Origin of the sequence: Cellulosilyticum sp. WCF-2, assembly GCF_003990395.1 — a bacterium.
GTDB lineage: Bacteria > Bacillota > Clostridia > Lachnospirales > Cellulosilyticaceae > Cellulosilyticum > Cellulosilyticum lentocellum.
This window is the reverse complement of record NZ_CP034675.1, coordinates 2,666,061-2,683,505: the sequence shown is the minus strand read 5'-3', so window position 1 is coordinate 2,683,505 and position 17,445 is coordinate 2,666,061. Positions and strand designations below refer to the sequence as shown.

Genomic DNA, 17,445 nt, shown 5'->3' with positions numbered 1-17,445 from the left:
TCGACTCTTTTACATCAGTTTCTCTTAAGCACCTAAAATGAGATTTTAATATATAGCATATATGACGATTACTTTCGCTTCTAATCCGATTCTATATCATAATTCAAGAATTTTCAATTAACTGTTGGTCCTTTTCACTATTTGTGTAGCTTTTCTAAAAATAGGTACAGTTTCCTCTTACCCCAAGATTCTCCTTCTATATTCAGTTAAACCCAAGTACTATGTCGTATTAAAAATGTACTTCTTATTATATTTCAATGATAATACTTGCAAAATCGTTGCTTTTTACCTTTCTCCTATACGTTAAACTTTCTTTTAAATATTTGATAATATTTTTCAAATAATAATTATTATTAAAATTGTTGTTATTTGTATTTGTAAATGTTATAATAAGACTAGTTAGAGATAACTAAATAATAAACAAACATATTGATAGAAAGTACGCTTAGCAAACTCTCTATTATCATGAATCAAAATAAAATATATAACTAAAATCGTTAGGAGGATTTAATTATGAATAAAACTTATCCATTTCAATTAGAAGCATTACCATATGAATATGACGCATTGGAACCTTATGTGGATGCACTTACTGTTCAAATTCATCATGGTCGCCATGTTCAAACTTATGTAGATAATTTAAACAAAGTACTAGAAGGTAGTAAAGACCATCAATCTTGGTCCTTAGAAGAGCTTGTCACTAAAGTAAATAAGTTACCAGATTCCATTAAAAATGCAGTTCGTAACAATGGTGGCGGTGTCTATAACCATAATTTATACTTTGCAGGTATGACAGCTGAAAAAAGTGAGCCAACAGGCAAGCTTAAAGATGCAATTGTTAAGAAGTTTGGCTCTTTGGATGAATTTAAAGCTAACTTTAAAGCAGCAGGACTTGGACGTTTTGGTTCTGGTTGGGCTTGGTTAGCCGTAGATGCTAATAAAGAGCTTACAGTTGTATCTACACCCAATCAAGATACAGTTCTAGCAGATGGGCTAAGCCCTGTATTAGCAATGGATGTATGGGAACATGCTTATTACTTAAAGTATCAAAATAAGAGAGCTGATTATATTGACAATTGGTTCCTTGTGGTTGACTGGAATAAAGCAAATGATCTTTACACGAAAGCCATTGGTTAAAAAGAATCGAAAGTATTCTTTCACTTATTGAACTACAATAATTATAATATTTTATCTCCAATCAGATTTCTGGTTGGAGATTTTTTATAAAAAGTATTTTCGTGTTGGCCCTTAAAAAGACTGTATTCTCGTTTTTACATTTATTATGTCCAAGTTAATATTTGCATACACTTTATTAACATCATCATTAAATCATTCATTTTGCTAAGAAAATAGACTTAAAAGCAAATCAAAATCTGCTTCTAAGCCTTTATCTTTTTTACGCTACCTATAATACCACTCTCAAACATCACTTTTATACCATAATGATGCTCAGGTGAATTGGTGAGTATCTTTTTTACTATGCCTTCTGTCAGCTTTATAGTACGCTGATTTATATAGTTAGCTCATAATATGCAGTTACTCAAAGAAGGTAAGAATACTTCCGTCAATAGTAGTAACGGAACAAGTTTTACCACCCCATGGTTGAACAATTACCTCTGAAATTTCATTTCATCCACGACTGCTAAATAGTTTGTACACCTCCCCTAAAGATATGTTCCCACAAGCACCACCTGCCCTAAAACACACAAAGGCTTAAAGCGTATAATCGCTCTAAGCCTTGATATATCTAGGTTTTATTTGTTAAGCTTCACTACAGTCTCAACGTGCCTTTGGACAAAGTGAGGAAACTATTTGGTATAAATAGGAGAGTGCACCCCCGGGGTTCGTTGAGATACCCCCTAATAAATAGGAAGAAACTCATTCAAATTATTAGGAATAGTTTGATTAACACTTATATTATCAGCTCATCTTTGACTTAGAAATTGTTTATTGTACTCACTAAATGATTATGGGACACCCCTTTTAAAAAAACAAGAATTTGAAAAGTATCAATTTACCATTTTTGCAAAAAGGGTCTCTACGTCTTGAAATTCATCATAAACCCTTAGGTTGAACCCAAAACCTTCATTAAAACTTGATTGGTGTACCAGGTTGATAAACTATACTATACTTTACCTAAATAATTTTATGAGTTTCTATCCACACTAATAACTCATTGTATTTCATACTTCCACTTGCTAATTCAATCCCTACTTGAATTAACTCTTTTTGTTCATACTTTATAGCTATATCATTAAGTTTTAATAATAGAAGCATGATTAAAACACCCATCCTTTTATTTCCATCACTAAAACTATGATTAGCAACAATTCCCCACGTTATGCGTGCGATTTTTTGTTCAGTAGTAACATATGCTTCTTTTCCATAAATTGTTTGAAATGGACTATTAATAGCCGAATCTAACAAATTTATATTACTAATTCCCTCAACTCCCCCAGTTTCTTGAATTAGTAAACTGTGCAATTTTATTAATTGTTGTATATCAAATTTTATCATTTTGCTAACTCCTCAAAGGCATCTCTATTTTCCTGTAATATAACTTTCGCTATATTGAAAATATTCTCTTCTCCTCTGTTTTTAATATATTGTTCTACCTCACTCATCCAGCAGCTAGTAAATTTCCAATTCTCTCGTTCCTTAGTTATAGATATATAAAACTGCATAGTTTCCTCAGTCTCTATAGTAAAAACAAATATCACACTTTTCCCGAAATGATCAATACACTGTCGGTTCATACTATAAAATTTTTCTATCAACACATTTATCTCATTATTATCAATCTCTATTTTTTTTTCATTTAATATACTAAAAAGCGTTTTTAAAGGCTCCTCTGTATCAATACTTACTATATCTTGTACATTGTTTTTTGTAATAAATACGATAGAGTACTGATTTTTATCTCGTTCACCATCATATTTTAAAAACAATTTAATATTACTTTCCGCTAAGTATTTCTGCAATTTCTGAAACATCTTTTACACCTCCTGTTGCTATTGAATTAATCAAATCCCATTTTTGATTATCAGACAATGAAGTCGTAACTCCTAAATCATCTAATAACATATTCATTGTATCTAAAGCCGTTCTTTTATTTCCATTCTCAAAAGCATGACTTGCAACACCCTTTGTAACCGCTGCTATTTGTTCATATGGCTCATCATAGTAGGAGGCAGAATTTAATATGCTTTCTATTGAGTTATACGCTTCATTTCCATTTGAATATTTCTTATTAATATTCCTAATATCACCTGCAATTTCATCCATATTATCAATTAAATTCCTACTAGACTTAACCACTCCATTTACACCATCATCTATCTTATTAACTGCATTTTTAACAGCAGCCTTTTCTGATGCTGCTACCTCATCTGAGTATTTTACAGCAGCTTCACTTACTAATGCAAGTTTTTCTGAGCCTTTTTTTCCAGTCTTTATTAATTGAAACACTTCATCCCCGTTCTTTACTACTCCTAATACTGGAACTATCCCTATTCCATCTAACACAGTTTGCCCCACATGTCCCCAAGACCATTCCCATTGATCTATATCTGCTAAAAGGTCTCTAACATCTGCTGGTGCATCTAATCCAAATAACCCCAGTGCCATTTGTCCACCTGTTCCTAACAATGTTACATCATCTGTATAGTTTCCTTTGATTAATTGATTTAGACTTTTTTCCAAATAGCTTCTTTCTGTATTTGATAAGGTTATTTCAACATATGTCATATTAGGATCTTTAGGCCCTATACTTTCTCCTTTATTATCATATCCTTTTATTGCTTCCTGTACTTCTTTGGGCAAATGAGAAATATCTGAACTAGTATCTTTTTGTGTATTTGTGTCTTCTTTTACATTATTAGCTGAAAGTTTTAGTTCGATACCTTTAGATTTAAGTTCTTTATCTATAACCGCTAGTGTAGTTTGTCCTACCATCCCCTCATTACTACCTGTATTATCTATATGATGGTCTTTTTTAAATTGATTTACTGCTGCGAGAGTCTTTTCTCCAAAGTATCCATAAGTTCTATGTGTATCTAAGTACCCTAACTCTTCTAATGCAATTTGAAGTTCCTCTATGCGTTTTCTTTCTTCTATCTTAACTATATTAATTCCTTCTCCTGGAGTATTAAACCCCATACCTATATGTAATAGACTTCTTGTATCCTTTACTTCATTATAACTTCCTTTTTGTTTGTTTGCTATCTCTCTTTCTATGCTTTCTAAAGTACTTATTCCTACTTTTCCATTATTTATCCCTTCATTACCCAGGTTATGATCCTTCTTATACTTATTTACTGCTTCTAACGTAAGGTTTCCAAAATATCCATAGTATCCGTTGGTATTTAAATACCCCAATTCTTCTAATGCTAATTGAAGATTACGTATATCTCCACTTACATCAGTTACTTTCTCATTAGCTGCGATATTCCTACCCATTCCCAGACTTAACAGTTCTCTAGAATCCGATATGATTATATTTTCTTGTTTTTTATTTTCCTCTTTATCAGTAGGGGTACTATTCGGTATACTGACATCTGATACTGGTTTAAAAACACCATTTCCATTTACTTGCCTCGTACCACCGATTTCTTTAGGAATATATTTGTAGTCATCACTGGATACAATTTTCCCATTCTTGATAATCTTACCATCTATATTCTGATAGAAATTATCTCCCTCTATGTAAACATATGATTTTAATTCACTACTATTAATATGGGGCGTACTGCTACTTATAGGTGTACTACTGCTTATAGGTGTACGGCTACTTATAGGTGTACTACTGCTTATAGGTGTGCTACTGCTTATAGGTGTACTACTGCTTATAGGTGTACTACTGCTTATAGGTGTACTGCTACTTATAGGTGTACTGCTACTTATGGGCATACTATTACTTTGAATATATCCACCACCGGATGTACTTTTTATTGTAGTACTGGAAGTATACTGAATCCATGGTGAGTTACTACTACTAATTTGAGTTATAGGATTGTATTTTTCATCTCGTACATCAATACCTTGTATAACAAGAGACTGTATTGTATTATTATCATAATAATAACGTGTACCACGATCACTTTGTCCACGTACAATTATTACATATTGTCCCTCTGTTGAAGTCTCTCTTGTACCTCCTATTTCTTTAGGAATGTATTTATAGTTTTCTTGAAGGACTGCTTCTCCATTTTTATACAATTTCCCTAATATGTTATCATATGTATTATTTCCTTCAGTATATGTATGTATATCTCTATTTATATCGAAGTTAGAACTTTCAACAAACTGCCCATTCCCATCATTAAGTCTATTTCCACCGATTTCCTTTGGTATATATCCCATATTTTCTTGTTCTACTAGATTACCATTTTTATATATTTTCCCATTAACGTTTTCATAAACATTAGTTCCTTCGATATAGATTTTCTTATCTCTGTTTATAACAAATTCTGAAGCATTTACAAATTCACCATTTCCATTTGATTGTCTATTCCCCCCAATTTCTTTTGGTATATACCCCATATTTCCTTGCTCTACTAAACTACCATTTTTATATATTTTCCCATTAACATTTTCGTAAATATTATTTCCTTCGGTATATACTTTCTTTATATCTTGTGAATCATTTGTTGATAAGGAATACCCGTTTCCAGATGTATTTCTAGTACCTCCAATTTCTGAGGGTATATATTTTAAATCATCTTTTGTTACAATTTTACCATTCTTATAAACTTCACCATTTTTATTTTCATATACATTATTACCTTCAATATATATGTCAGGCGTACTATTTTTTAAGTCATTGGTACTAGTGCTACTTGGAGGAATATTAGTGCTACTTGAAGTAGTACTTGTACTAGGTGTATAGCTACTTGTGTAACTATCTGTATTTGCTATGTAGTTTCCGTTCCCTTCATTATTTCTAGTACCACCAATTTCTTTAGGAATATATTTATAATCTTCATTCTTAACTGCTGTACCATTTTTATATATTACCCCATTCTTATTTTCATATATATTGTTCCCTTCTACGTATGAACAAGCACTCATGTTTTTCATCCCCTTATATTTAAAAATCAACGTACTTTAAACGATGGCTCATGTGATAATCTAAAGTAATCTTGCAGTTTATAATAGCCGTTAATAAATACCCTTATTATCCATACGCCCTCAGGATACTCCCGCTGTTTTTGACTCAAGTCTAAACAAAACCATTTAGTTTGAAATTCCTCTTTTCTGTGCGTTTCCCCATAAAAAGTATGCTCGCTTATATGATACAGACTCATACTAGGTTCATACCATAGTACTGTTATTTGATGTAAACCTACTTGCATTTGTAACTTAATCCCTAGGCATACTTTTCTATCAGTCTTTAAATTGATAACTTTTTGTGTAAAATTCTCGCTAATATCATGCCATAATCTATTTGTAATTATATATTTCTGAATATGCATAGTATCTTTTAACACAGGATTACTTATTTGATTATCTCTAATTCTTACAATTGACCACATTTCATTCTGTTCATCCAATGCATATTTTTCACTTGTCGGATCATTTAACTTAATATATTGGTTTACAACATACTTATAAAAATATATCCCATCAGGTAAATGCAAGTTGATGCACCAGGTATCTCCCACTTTAAGTAATATATCCTTATTATGTTGGCAACCATTCAATGACCCTATTATGTAAATTTCTTGAATCTTAATATCCTTTATATCTTTACAAACAAAAAGTGCCATCTTAATCTCCTATCGTCTATCTTAAAAGCAAAGATATTCAACATTATTAACTATGATTCTAATAATTCTCTCCACGTTTCTACATACTTCTCAATCATTTTTTCTACTGTAAAATTTTGCAATTGTACTTCTAAGTATGTAACTTTCTTGTTAATATATTCATCACTATCTTTTTGAAATAACTTTATAATATCAATTAATTCATCCTGTTCATATGCATCATATTGATATTTATAGTCCTGAATAATTTCACTGATACCTCCATTTCTACTAGATATAATAGGTATTCCCCATTTCATACCTTCCACAACCACATAGCCAAACGGTTCATACAATGATGGAATAATAAGTGCATCTAATGAATTTAAGAAACTATCTTTTCTTGCCCCCATGCACCATCCCATAAATCTTACTTTATCATTCATATTTGCTGCTTCAATATATTGAAGTAGTGTACTAAAATAATAAGGGTCATTATTAGCACATGCAATTCTTAGTTCACCATCTATATCCTTAAATGCCTTTATACATTCTAAAATTCCTTTTCTATAATCCATTCTGCCAATATATCCAAATATCTTCTTTTTATGAGCGGTTCGTTTATTTTTTATTTCTTCAAAAGCTAAAGTAATTCCATTATGTATTACTTTTGTTTTGCGATCATATTGTGGATAAATATTAAGTAATCTATTTCTTTCTGCATAAGAAACACAAATTAACTGATGTGCATTTTCACACATATATTCAAAATTCTGTTTTATGTTTAGATTTCCACCAAACGGATCATCTTTAGGTGGTGGTTCGGGTAATGGTACTGAATGAATCACATACACGACTTTTTTACTAGAAATTATTTTTTCTGTAACGCAAAATGCTAATTCATAGAAATGAATAACAACTATATCACACTCTAAATCCTCTATTTTATAACCTTCATCATATGTCATGGATAAAATGTCATAGAATCCAGGGAAACTCCCTATATCAATATCGGTATAAGCATTATTATGTATATGGATAAAACCCGTTTCACCATCTCTATGTTTATATAATTCGTTAATATATGTTCCCATGCCTCCTATCACATAATTACCTATCTCATTAGTAATATGTACTACTTTATATTTTGTTTTAAAATATAAATTAATCAATTAGGTCTTCCCTCTTTCCTAAAACAACATTATATTTAAATATTTGATACCTTTGGTACTTATCGTTACATTCTAGATATATTGCTGGAATACATTCCAAATCTGGATGTTCAAACTGTCTATTTAAATCTAATATAAAATAACCTTCTATATTTACATTTACGTTATACACCTTATCAAGTATAAGTTTTTTATTATTAACAATCACTTCTTGAGGGAGTAGTCTATTTTTCATATTATTTCTCCATTAATCCTTCTTAGATTTTAATAAATATATTGTACAAAATAGTAATTATGTCCCAGGGTATATTATAGGTTATAAAAAATATTTAGATTGCAATCTATGCCTTTATGTAAGTTACAGGCTATTAAAAGATTAGTGTAGACACAAATCAAGTTGTTAAACAGCGTATTTATAGAGTAATAGATATAAGCTGAAATTTAGAAACGTTTCCAAAAAAAGTTTGATAATTTTTAATATTAATAATATTATACTTTGACAAACTTTGTTTTGCAATTATTATAGTTCTTGTTAATTCGTCAATATATTACATTTTGAGGTACTTTATTTTATTAAAGCACAGGAAAATCTACTTTTGGTTCATTAATACTTTATATTGGTACTCTAAGTTAGTATCATCTAATAGTGAAATGTGCAGTTTTCCTTTGCCATCTATCACTTTGATCTGTTCCAGCATTCTAAGACCTAGGTTCTCATTGAATTGTTCCTGTTTTACTCCATGATCTAATATCTCAATAAACTCATTTAACCTATATTGTTTTAATGCATCACTATCCTCTAACGCAGTTCTCCATTTTTCTAAGAAATACTTCTTATTTGCAACTAGTTCATTAAATGCCTCAACAAAGGCTTTCTTCAATATCTCCTCGTTAATGTGTCTACTCTCACAACCTTTTACTCCTTTAACCTTATATCTATTTCTGCACATCTAAACTTTCCTTTTACCCTTACCCTCGGGCTGCATCCACGTTCTCCTATTATAGACAGAGCCACAAATACCACAAATAACTTTGCCACCAAAGGGTATTCTTGTGTCTAGATTCTTGATGCCATGCTCCATACAAAAGTTTTGCGCCTTTCTATCTCTAATTGAACAGCTTCCCAAGTTTCAGGTTCTATGATAGCTGGGTGGCTTTCTTCTACATAATACTTTGGGACTTTACCAGTATTCTTTACACGTTCCTTTGTTAAGAAATCTACTGTGTAAGTCTTCTGCAAGAGTGCATCCCCTTTGTATTTCTCATTTTGTAAGATGCTTTTGATGGTGCTCTCGTACCACTTACTTGTGCCATTCCAGTTTTTAACCTTCTCTTTTTCTAGTTCTCTTGTAATATGGGCTGTACCTTTGCCATCTAAGAAATCCTTATAAATCCTTTTTACAATTACTGCTTGTTTACTATTGATAATAAGATTACCTTCGTTATCTTTGTCATAACCTAAGAACTTTTTCTCATTAATAGTAACTTTACCTTGTTCAAACCTTCTTCTTACACCCCAGGTAGATGCCTTGCTAATCGATAAGCTCTCTTCCTGCGCTATACTAGACATCAAATTTATCAGAAGCTCACCATTTGAGTCTAATGTATTGATGTTCTCTTTTTCAAAAAATATTCCAATACCTAAATCTTTTAACAGTCTTATATTATTTAAGCAGTCCACGGTATTTCTGGCGAAACGGCTTATAGATTTTATGACCACCATGTCTATCTTATGCTCTTTGCAGTCTGCAATCATTTTATTAAATTATTTCCGCTTCTTTGTATTGGTTCCTGATATACCTTCATCGGCATAGATTCCCACTATTTTCCACTCATCATTGTTGTTTATTAAATTTTTAAAATATATTCTTTGTGCCTCAAAACTATTTAATTGTTGGTCCTGGTCTGTAGAAACTCTACAGTATGCAGCTACTCTCTTTTTTATAGGATGGATTATCCCATTGCTTTCTGTTACTTCATTTTTTGGTACTACTGGTATAAGTGTAATGCTTCTGGCCATTTTTTATCCACTCCCTCACAATAGTTTCTTCTTTTATATTAAGTCCCTCTAAAACACTTTCATCTATAACTGTTCCAGAGCAGGTAGCCTTTCCATTTTTAATATAAATACTACATTGCCACACGACTTTTTTACATGGCTTTCCACTGTTCCAAACTCTGCGTTGTAGTTTACTGCCACACTTACTGCAAATGAGTAGTCCTGATAAAGGATATTTTTTACTATTTCCCTTTTTATTTCTACGCCTCATTTTTAATTCTTCTTGGGCCTGCTCCCACATCTCTGTAGATACAATAGGAGAATGATTTTCTCCTACATAAAAGCTTTCTTTTTTATTGATGTTTCTTCTACTCTGCTTGCATAAATGATCTGGTCTATAATATTTCTGTAGCAAAGCATCACCCTTGTATTTCTCGTTTTTCAATATTTCAAGAATAGTAGTATCATGCCATCTGGCCCCTGTTACTGTTGGAATCCCTTCTGCATTTAATTCTTTTGCAATGATAAAGCTTCCTTTACCAGTTAGATAATCTTCGTAAATACGCCTTACTATCTGAGCTTCTTTTTGATTAATAACCAAGTCCCCATATTCATCTTTGTCATAGCCTAAGAAGCGCTTTGTATTAATAATGAGCTCGCCTTTTTCAAACTTCTTTCTAATACGCCATCTGATGTTTTCGCTCACACTTCTACTTTCTTCTTCTGCAAATGCAGAAAGGACAGTAAGAATAAGCTCACCGTCCTACGTTAGTGTTTTGTTATTTTGGTCTTCAAATTATAACAATTAAACCTTTACGCAAAACTACCTACTTGTACTAAACTGCTAGCGCAGTGGCTTTTCAAGGCTTTAGTCCTCGAATCACTTTAGCCATTGGTATAGCAGTTTTTTGTTCTTCTAAGTTTATACTCCTTCTAAAAAGTTAATCATCTAATAGGGCTTAGCCCTAAATAACCTTTTAAGGAGTTGTTATCTTATGAACTATGAACAAACTAAAGAACTACTGGTTTCAGCTATGCAAGACCAAAATTATGCAGCTGATACACAGAAGAAATTTAAAGCTTCTTTGGCTTATATTTCTTCTTTTCTTAACAAAACGACTGATATGGAGAAAATTACACCCGAGGAAATCCAAGGTTTTTTAAATCACTTAGCCTTCGACAAAGATCTTTCTCCTTCTACAGTTAATAACTATCAAGCTGCTCTAAAGTTTATCTTTGAAACTGTTTTTGAAAAAGAATGGTCTGATAAGTTTTCTTATTACACAAGACCTAAATCTAAAATTATTCCTCCTATTCCTTCTATTCCAGATTCTGCAATATCATTACAAGAAGGTATTCTTTCTTTTATTTATCGTATGGAACTCCGTGGCAATGCTGCTGGTACTCAAGCGGGGTATATACGTGCCATTCGTAAATTTGTTGCTTACACCAAAAGCGAATCTAACCTTTGCTGTTTAACTCTTGATGATGTACAAGATTTTCTTCACCATCAACATTACATTGCTAAAATTAATCCTGAAACGGTAAATCTCTATCGCACCGCCATTAAACTCTTTTTTATTACCGTTCTTAATAAAGAATGGCATGAGTTAATGATTCCTAGTTATAAATGTGAAAAAAGAATTCCTGCTGTCCTCTCTCCCCCAGAAGTTATTAATCTTTTAAATGCTATACAGAGTCCAGTTTACAAAATGATTTGTATTCTTATGTATTCTGCCGGCCTCAGACTTAGTGAAGCTATAAAACTTAAGATATCTGATATAGATAGCAAAAATATGCAGATTCTAGTTATCGATACTAAAACTCATAAAGATAGATATGCCCTTCTGTCTCATCAGTGCCTACTCGAGCTGCGCAAATTCTATAAAACTTATCACCCTAGTAATTATCTTTTTCCCAGTCAACGCTATAATCTATATGTTTCAAAAGAAAGTGTACAACAAGCTGTTCGTGTTGCTGCATTAAAGGCAAAGATTACTAAACCGATTTCTACCCATACACTTAGGCACTGTTTTGCCACTCATCTTCTTGAAAATGATACTAACCTATTTTATATTAAAGAGCTCTTGGGCCATTCGTCTTTACGTTCCACAACAACTTACTTGCATACCATGAGTTTTAATAATATAAATGTCAAAAGCCCCCTAGATCTAGTAGGAGGGCTAAAATAATGGAACTGCAAGATATCTTTATTAAATATGAAGAAGCTTATATGGCCAAATATAAGCCTTCATCTGATCAGCTTAAAGCAATTTATGCTATAAAAAATTGTAGAACAGGTACCTATGGCGCTAACGTTAAGGCATGTGATTCATGTGGTCGTATAGAAATCTCTTATAATTCCTGTCGTAATAGACACTGTCCTAAATGTCAAACAATGGCTAAAGAAAAATGGTTATTAGAAAGACAAGATGAGTTCCTACCTATAGGTTATTTTCATGTCGTATTTACTATTCCTTCTGAACTTTATCCCCTCTTTTATAAGCATAAAAAGGAAATGTATACGCTACTTTTTAAGGCGGCTTCTGAAACAGTAAAAGAACTTGCTACTGATAAAAAATATTTAGGTGCACAAATTGGATGCACTGCCATCCTCCATACTTGGGGACAAAATTTATTGTTTCATCCTCATATTCATATGATTATTCCAAGTGGTGGTCTTACAACAACTGGCAAGTGGCAATCTTCTAAGAAAAAGTTTTTTATACCTGTAAAAGTGCTCTCTAGAAAGTTTAGAGGAAAGTTATTATCATTTATAAAAGATAAGTTGGATGAGTCTTTAAGAGATTTACTTTATAAAAAAGAATGGATTGTCTACTGCAAGCCACCATTTAAAAGCTCTAAACATGTCCTGAATTATCTTGGTCGCTACACCCATAGAGTTGCACTTTCTAATAATCGGATTGTAAATGTAACAAATGACCATGTTACCTTTAAATACCGAGACTATAAAGATGGTAATAAACAGAAACTTCTCACCTTATCTGCAGTAGATTTTATGAGAAGATTTTTACTTCATATACTTCCCACAGGTTTTACTAAAATACGGCACTATGGATTTCTTGGTAATCGCAATAAAAATACCAAACTTAGACTTTGTCAGAAGCTTACTCATGGTAAGCTCAAACCCCTTCAACGTAAGAAATATACTGCACTAGAAATTATGTTCAAAGTAACTGGAAAAGACTTTACTAAATGCCCTTGTTGCCAAGAAGGTCATTTTAAACTTATAGCTACTACACATAGAATGGGTTCTCCACCTATCACCCTACTAACAAAATAATAAATTTCTATTTGCCCCTTAAGTGGGGAGGGGGAAGCTATATTCATTATTATCTTATTTACCATAGATTATTCAAAAAATCTTACTTCATATCCCTATATAAGACGATTAATCAGAAGAATTAGACAAAAAATGAGCTCTAGCTATAAATAAATCCCCATAGAGGCAAGCACTGAAAAGGGAAATCATTCTCTCACTTCCGCACTTTAGCACAACAAAATTTATGCGAGTTGGCACCTAGAATTCTACATTTTAGGTGTTTTATTTTAGCCTAACTCGCATAAATCTCTATTCATTACGCGTAATTGTGCCCCCCTACTCATTTGGGAACATATATCCGCTCTAAATCTACCCAAAAACACATCAAGGCTTAGAACACAAAAACGTTCTAAGCCTTGATATTACTAAGGTTTATTGTACCGCTAAAAAAACTCTTTCCCACTTCACCCCCCACAAACCTTAATCCTTCGTTGCCCGCTAAAAAAAGTCATGCCTGATTTCTTCATTTTTGACCTATTTTTTTCTCTCAAATTTAACAAAATCGGGAACAACTTTATTTTCATTAAAACAAAGTCATGGCTGATTTTAAAGGAAAGTGATTAGGGAAAAGGGGTAAGAAAAAAGGATTAAGGGATGTTTTTCCCTCAATCCTTCTATCTTTATTTTTCTTTAAAACCCTTGTCCCTCAATCTCTTAACCCTATTTTAATTCCTGCTTTGATCCCTGGTTTTTTACCCTTGAACCTTACTTCTTATTCCTGCTCTTTCTTCCTGCATTTGCTCTGGTGGAAGAAATTAGTGGGAAAGAGTTTGTTTTATAAGGAAAGAGTTTGTTTTAGGGGGACACTATCCTTGACATCTTAACCACACTCTCGACATGCGTCGTTTGCGGAAACATATCAACTGGTTGTACCTTCTCTACTTGATACCCTTCTACTACAAGATACGCTAAATCTCTTGCTAAAGTAGCTGGATCACAAGAAACATATACTATTTTATTAGGTGACATCTTGATTAAAGTCTCTAATAATTTGCTATCGCAGCCTTTGCGTGGTGGATCTACGACTATAGTATCTGCCACAATGCCTTGTTCATACATTTGTGGGATAACTTCCTCTGCTTTTCCCACATAGAATTCTGCATTGGTAATATGATTGAGAGCTGCATTTTCTTTTGCATTTTCAATAGCTTCTGGTATAATTTCTACGCCATATACTTTCTTTGCTTTTTGTGCAAGAAATAAAGAGATAGAGCCTATCCCACAGTAGGCATCCCAAACGATCTCATCGCCTGTTAGCTCTGCATATTCTAAAGCTTTGGTATATAGTACCTCTGTTTGCTGAGGGTTGACTTGGAAGAAGGATAAAGGTGAGATTTTAAACTGTAAATCTCCAATGTAATCAATAATGGCATTCTCTCCATCTAAAACTGTACAGCTATTGCCTAATATAGTGTTACTTTTTTCTAAATGCTGGTTAAGTATAATACTTGTTACAGGCGCTACTGCTTTAATAGCTTTTACAAACTCATCTGCATGAGGTAGTTTGGGTCCGTTAATCACTAAGCACACCATCATCTCCTCTGTATGATAACCTGTTTTAATCATTAAATGGCGTACCAGTCCTGTATGCTTTTCTTCATCATAAATGCTAATCTTGTACTTTTCTAAAAAAGCTATTACAGCTTTCATAATGGCTTCTTTTTTAGGATCTTGAATGTAACAAGTTTCTAGTGGTATTAGCTGATGACTACGAGGAGCAAAAAAGCCCGTTTGTACTTTGCCATTAATCTGACGAATAGGATATTGGGCTTTATTACGATAATGATAAGGGGTGTCCATTCCTAGGGTTGGTAATACCTCTATGTCTTTTAGACCACCAATACGATTTAAGCAATCTTTTACTTTTTTGGTTTTCCAATCTAATTGTGCCTCATAGCTCAGATGTTGAAGCTGACAGCCTCCACAGGTATCTGCCACTTCACAAATAGGTTCTACCCTAAAAGGTGAAGGTGTAATAAGCTTTACTAATTTGCCATAGCCAAAGCTTTTTTTCACTTTTACAATACGTATTTCTACTACATCTCCAGTAATCGCTCTAGGAATGAAAACGGTAAAGTCATTGATTTTACCAATCCCTTCTCCTTCTGAGCCCATATCTGTAATAGTTAGCTCGTAGTGCTGATTCTTTTCAATTGGTTTATCCATAGTTACTCCTAATTTAAACGTTTATTTTTCTTATTTTCCTCAAAAAGTAAGGTTTTAATAGCTTTTGCTAATACTTCATCATCCACAGCTTGCATACGATCGGTCATGTTTTTTTGCAAAAAGCGCTCTAATAAAGGTGAATAGCCTTGCTCTTCTTTTTTCACCAATGGTTTTGCTGTATTTTCTTTACTTACTTTTCCTTCTGTTTTCTTCATTTCGCTCTCCCCTGCCATTCACATACGGTATCTTTACAAATACAATGTTTACATTTCATAAAGTCTGGTGTTGCTATTGGCTTATACTCCCCTTCTAACATTTCTCTCATTTGCTTCATTGTACGCTTAAGATCTGCTCTTAGCCTAGCCGTGTTACGAATCGTAAAGGTTTTATTGGCATAAACCAGTTTTCCATAAGGTGGCTTTTTTCCATAAACTTCTTCAATGATTAAAAAATAAGCTACCAGTTGATACACATCTCCTAGGTGTGGTTGATCTTCTGTTAGCTTACCACTTTTAATCTCTAACGGAATATAACGTCTTAGCAGCCAGGTTTCAAAGATAAAATCCGGCTTTCCTTGTAAAGCTAGACGTTCTGCTACTAAAAGCTTTGTTCCTTTTTCATCTTTATAAATGGCTGACGCTCTTTTGACACCTATTTCTCTCCGGTCTTTAACACTTATTGTGGGTCTAAAACCTAACCATAAAAGGAGTGTAAAACTAAGGAGTAAGCTTATTTCTATTATTTGGACCATCTCATAAAACTCCCAACTAAAATAGCAATCACTAGGATTAGCCCTAAAATCATTAATAGACGTTTGATGCGGTAGCTTCTATAATAGGCCTTATGAAATTTAATTCCCTTTGTAAAATGCGCTTCTGTTTTACTTTGTTTACTACCTAGTGCTTTATACTGCTCCTTTAAAGCAGTTTGCCCATAATAACGGCCATAATACCACTGATAGGGACAATAAATAAAGCGATTTATTTCATTGGCAGATAACTTTTTATGGGCACTTCCCTTTTCTTTCTTCATAAGGTTACTCGTCTAATATTTCTTCCTAATAATTTATGATAACCTACATAAGGCTCTTCACTACTTGTTTCTAAAAGCTCATCTATCATTTTAAGACGTGAATCTGAGAAGTCTGCTAAATGAACAATCATAGCTTCTATACATTTAGGCCTTTTAGGTGATGCATATTCATATTCACCATGATGAGCGATGACTACATGCTTAAGTAACATTTCAATTTCTGCTGGAAAGCCTTCAATTTGGCTAGCTGCATCATGAATTATTTCAGCTCCAATCACTAAATGGCCAATGAGCTGGCCTTCATCTGAATAATCATTCCTTGGAAAAGTGGTTAATTCTCTAAGCTTGCCAATATCATGCAGTAAACAACCTGCTATTACCAAATCCTTTTGGGCATTTTCATATAAATCTGCCATAGCAAGACCTAGTTTAGTGACTGTGATGGTATGCTCTAATAAACCATTTAAATACCCATGGTGAACACTCTTACCAGCACTATGAACGATAAAATCATCATACGTTTTTTCATCTAAAAAGATGGTCTCTAAAAGCTGCTTAATAGAAGGTTCTTGAACCTTTTCAATGAGCTCTAATAGCTCTGCTTCTAATACATTCACATCTTTTTTGGTATGTGGAATAAAATTCTTTAAGTCATAACCGCCTTCAGCTTTTTGTATTTTAGTCACATTAAGCTGCAAGTTTTCTTGATATAGTAAGGTCTCTCCTTCTACTTCTACAATATCATCTACTTCAAAAGGTAAAATACAACTATGAAAGGACCAAATCTTGGCATCTATAGCACCCGTACGGTCCTGTAATCTAATAGTACAATAGTCTTTTCCATTTTTATTTTTTAAAATTTGTTTAAACTTACATAAGTAATAGCCTTTGATATTGTCTTGAGGCTTCATATCACTAATTTGTGTCATATACTCTCTCCCTTTTCTTTCCTAAAGTAATACTAACAAATCTACCATGAGTTTTCAA

General features: G+C 32.8%; 18 protein-coding genes and 1 pseudogene. 3 read left to right on the top strand and 16 right to left on the bottom strand.

What is annotated here, in order from left to right:
* Positions 1–513: 513 nt before the first annotated feature.
* Entirely contained in the window at positions 514–1,137 is a 624-nt protein-coding gene (locus EKH84_RS11920) for a superoxide dismutase (protein ID WP_127066472.1), read from the top strand.
* A 242-nt stretch (positions 1,138–1,379) separates the two neighbouring features.
* Here EKH84_RS11920 and EKH84_RS22825 read toward each other — a convergent pair whose 3' ends face one another.
* The 11 genes and pseudogenes from EKH84_RS22825 to EKH84_RS11875 all read right to left on the bottom strand — a co-directional run bounded on the left by EKH84_RS22825 (position 1,380) and on the right by EKH84_RS11875 (position 10,623).
* Entirely contained in the window at positions 1,380–1,499 is a 120-nt protein-coding gene (locus EKH84_RS22825; RefSeq protein WP_334295404.1) for a DUF2196 domain-containing protein, read from the bottom strand.
* A gap of 637 nt (positions 1,500–2,136) precedes the next feature.
* Positions 2,137–2,517 (bottom strand): type II toxin-antitoxin system death-on-curing family toxin, encoded by a 381-nt coding sequence (locus EKH84_RS11910; RefSeq protein ID WP_127066471.1) that lies wholly within the window; start codon positions 2,515–2,517, stop codon positions 2,137–2,139.
* Entirely contained in the window at positions 2,514–2,993 is a 480-nt protein-coding gene (locus tag EKH84_RS11905; protein ID WP_127066470.1) for a hypothetical protein, read from the bottom strand. Before EKH84_RS11905 ends, EKH84_RS11910 begins: the two co-directional genes overlap by 4 nt.
* Positions 2,956–6,069: a type II toxin-antitoxin system death-on-curing family toxin gene (locus EKH84_RS11900; RefSeq protein WP_190283315.1), complete on the bottom strand. Its 3,114-nt coding sequence runs from the start codon at positions 6,067–6,069 to the stop codon at positions 2,956–2,958. The genes EKH84_RS11905 and EKH84_RS11900 overlap by 38 nt, the downstream gene beginning before the upstream one ends.
* Before the next feature lie 26 nt (positions 6,070–6,095).
* A complete protein-coding gene (locus tag EKH84_RS11895) occupies positions 6,096–6,767 on the bottom strand; it encodes a hypothetical protein (protein ID WP_127066468.1) in 672 nt (223 codons plus the stop codon).
* Positions 6,768–6,817: 50 nt separating this feature from the next.
* Positions 6,818–7,918, bottom strand: coding sequence for a glycosyltransferase family 4 protein (locus EKH84_RS11890; RefSeq protein WP_127066467.1), 1,101 nt, complete (start codon positions 7,916–7,918; stop codon positions 6,818–6,820).
* On the bottom strand, positions 7,911–8,153 hold the full coding sequence (locus EKH84_RS11885) for a hypothetical protein (protein WP_127066466.1): 243 nt from the start codon (positions 8,151–8,153) through the stop codon (positions 7,911–7,913). Before EKH84_RS11885 ends, EKH84_RS11890 begins: the two co-directional genes overlap by 8 nt.
* A gap of 355 nt (positions 8,154–8,508) precedes the next feature.
* A complete protein-coding gene (locus tag EKH84_RS22740) occupies positions 8,509–8,868 on the bottom strand; it encodes a hypothetical protein (protein WP_330547537.1) in 360 nt (119 codons plus the stop codon).
* Between the two features lie 107 nt (positions 8,869–8,975).
* A complete protein-coding gene (locus tag EKH84_RS22735) occupies positions 8,976–9,488 on the bottom strand; it encodes a recombinase family protein (RefSeq protein WP_334295403.1) in 513 nt (170 codons plus the stop codon).
* Positions 9,465–9,938, bottom strand: a pseudogene (locus EKH84_RS22730) (recombinase family protein); the annotation flags it as partial. The gene EKH84_RS22735 and the pseudogene EKH84_RS22730, both read right to left, overlap by 24 nt.
* Positions 9,895–10,623 carry a recombinase family protein gene (locus EKH84_RS11875; protein WP_243118588.1) on the bottom strand — a complete coding sequence of 243 codons (729 nt, stop codon included), beginning with the start codon at positions 10,621–10,623 and terminating at the stop codon, positions 9,895–9,897. The gene EKH84_RS11875 and the pseudogene EKH84_RS22730, both read right to left, overlap by 44 nt.
* 289 nt (positions 10,624–10,912) lie before the next feature.
* Between EKH84_RS11875 and EKH84_RS11870 the strand changes: the two genes are divergently transcribed.
* Both EKH84_RS11870 and EKH84_RS11865 read left to right on the top strand, forming a co-directional pair.
* Entirely contained in the window at positions 10,913–12,109 is a 1,197-nt protein-coding gene (locus tag EKH84_RS11870) for a tyrosine-type recombinase/integrase (RefSeq protein ID WP_127066464.1), read from the top strand.
* Positions 12,109–13,221: an IS91 family transposase gene (locus tag EKH84_RS11865; RefSeq protein ID WP_243118587.1), complete on the top strand. Its 1,113-nt coding sequence runs from the start codon at positions 12,109–12,111 to the stop codon at positions 13,219–13,221. The genes EKH84_RS11870 and EKH84_RS11865 overlap by 1 nt, the downstream gene beginning before the upstream one ends.
* Before the next feature lie 834 nt (positions 13,222–14,055).
* On the opposite strand, the gene rlmD is transcribed toward EKH84_RS11865, so the two are convergent.
* The 5 genes from rlmD to EKH84_RS11840 are packed head-to-tail and all read right to left on the bottom strand — an operon-like array spanning position 14,056 to position 17,387.
* Positions 14,056–15,426 (bottom strand): 23S rRNA (uracil(1939)-C(5))-methyltransferase RlmD, encoded by a 1,371-nt coding sequence (gene rlmD, locus EKH84_RS11860; RefSeq protein WP_127066463.1) that lies wholly within the window; start codon positions 15,424–15,426, stop codon positions 14,056–14,058.
* A gap of 8 nt (positions 15,427–15,434) precedes the next feature.
* Entirely contained in the window at positions 15,435–15,641 is a 207-nt protein-coding gene (locus EKH84_RS11855) for a hypothetical protein (RefSeq protein WP_127066462.1), read from the bottom strand.
* A complete protein-coding gene (gene cas4, locus EKH84_RS11850) occupies positions 15,638–16,177 on the bottom strand; it encodes a CRISPR-associated protein Cas4 (RefSeq protein WP_127066461.1) in 540 nt (179 codons plus the stop codon). The genes EKH84_RS11855 and cas4 overlap by 4 nt, the downstream gene beginning before the upstream one ends.
* Positions 16,165–16,458 carry a hypothetical protein gene (locus tag EKH84_RS11845; protein ID WP_127066460.1) on the bottom strand — a complete coding sequence of 98 codons (294 nt, stop codon included), beginning with the start codon at positions 16,456–16,458 and terminating at the stop codon, positions 16,165–16,167. Before EKH84_RS11845 ends, cas4 begins: the two co-directional genes overlap by 13 nt.
* Positions 16,455–17,387, bottom strand: a complete 933-nt coding sequence (locus EKH84_RS11840) for a 3'-5' exoribonuclease YhaM family protein (RefSeq protein ID WP_013656956.1) — start codon at positions 17,385–17,387, stop codon at positions 16,455–16,457. Before EKH84_RS11840 ends, EKH84_RS11845 begins: the two co-directional genes overlap by 4 nt.
* Between the last annotated feature and the right edge of the window lie 58 nt (positions 17,388–17,445).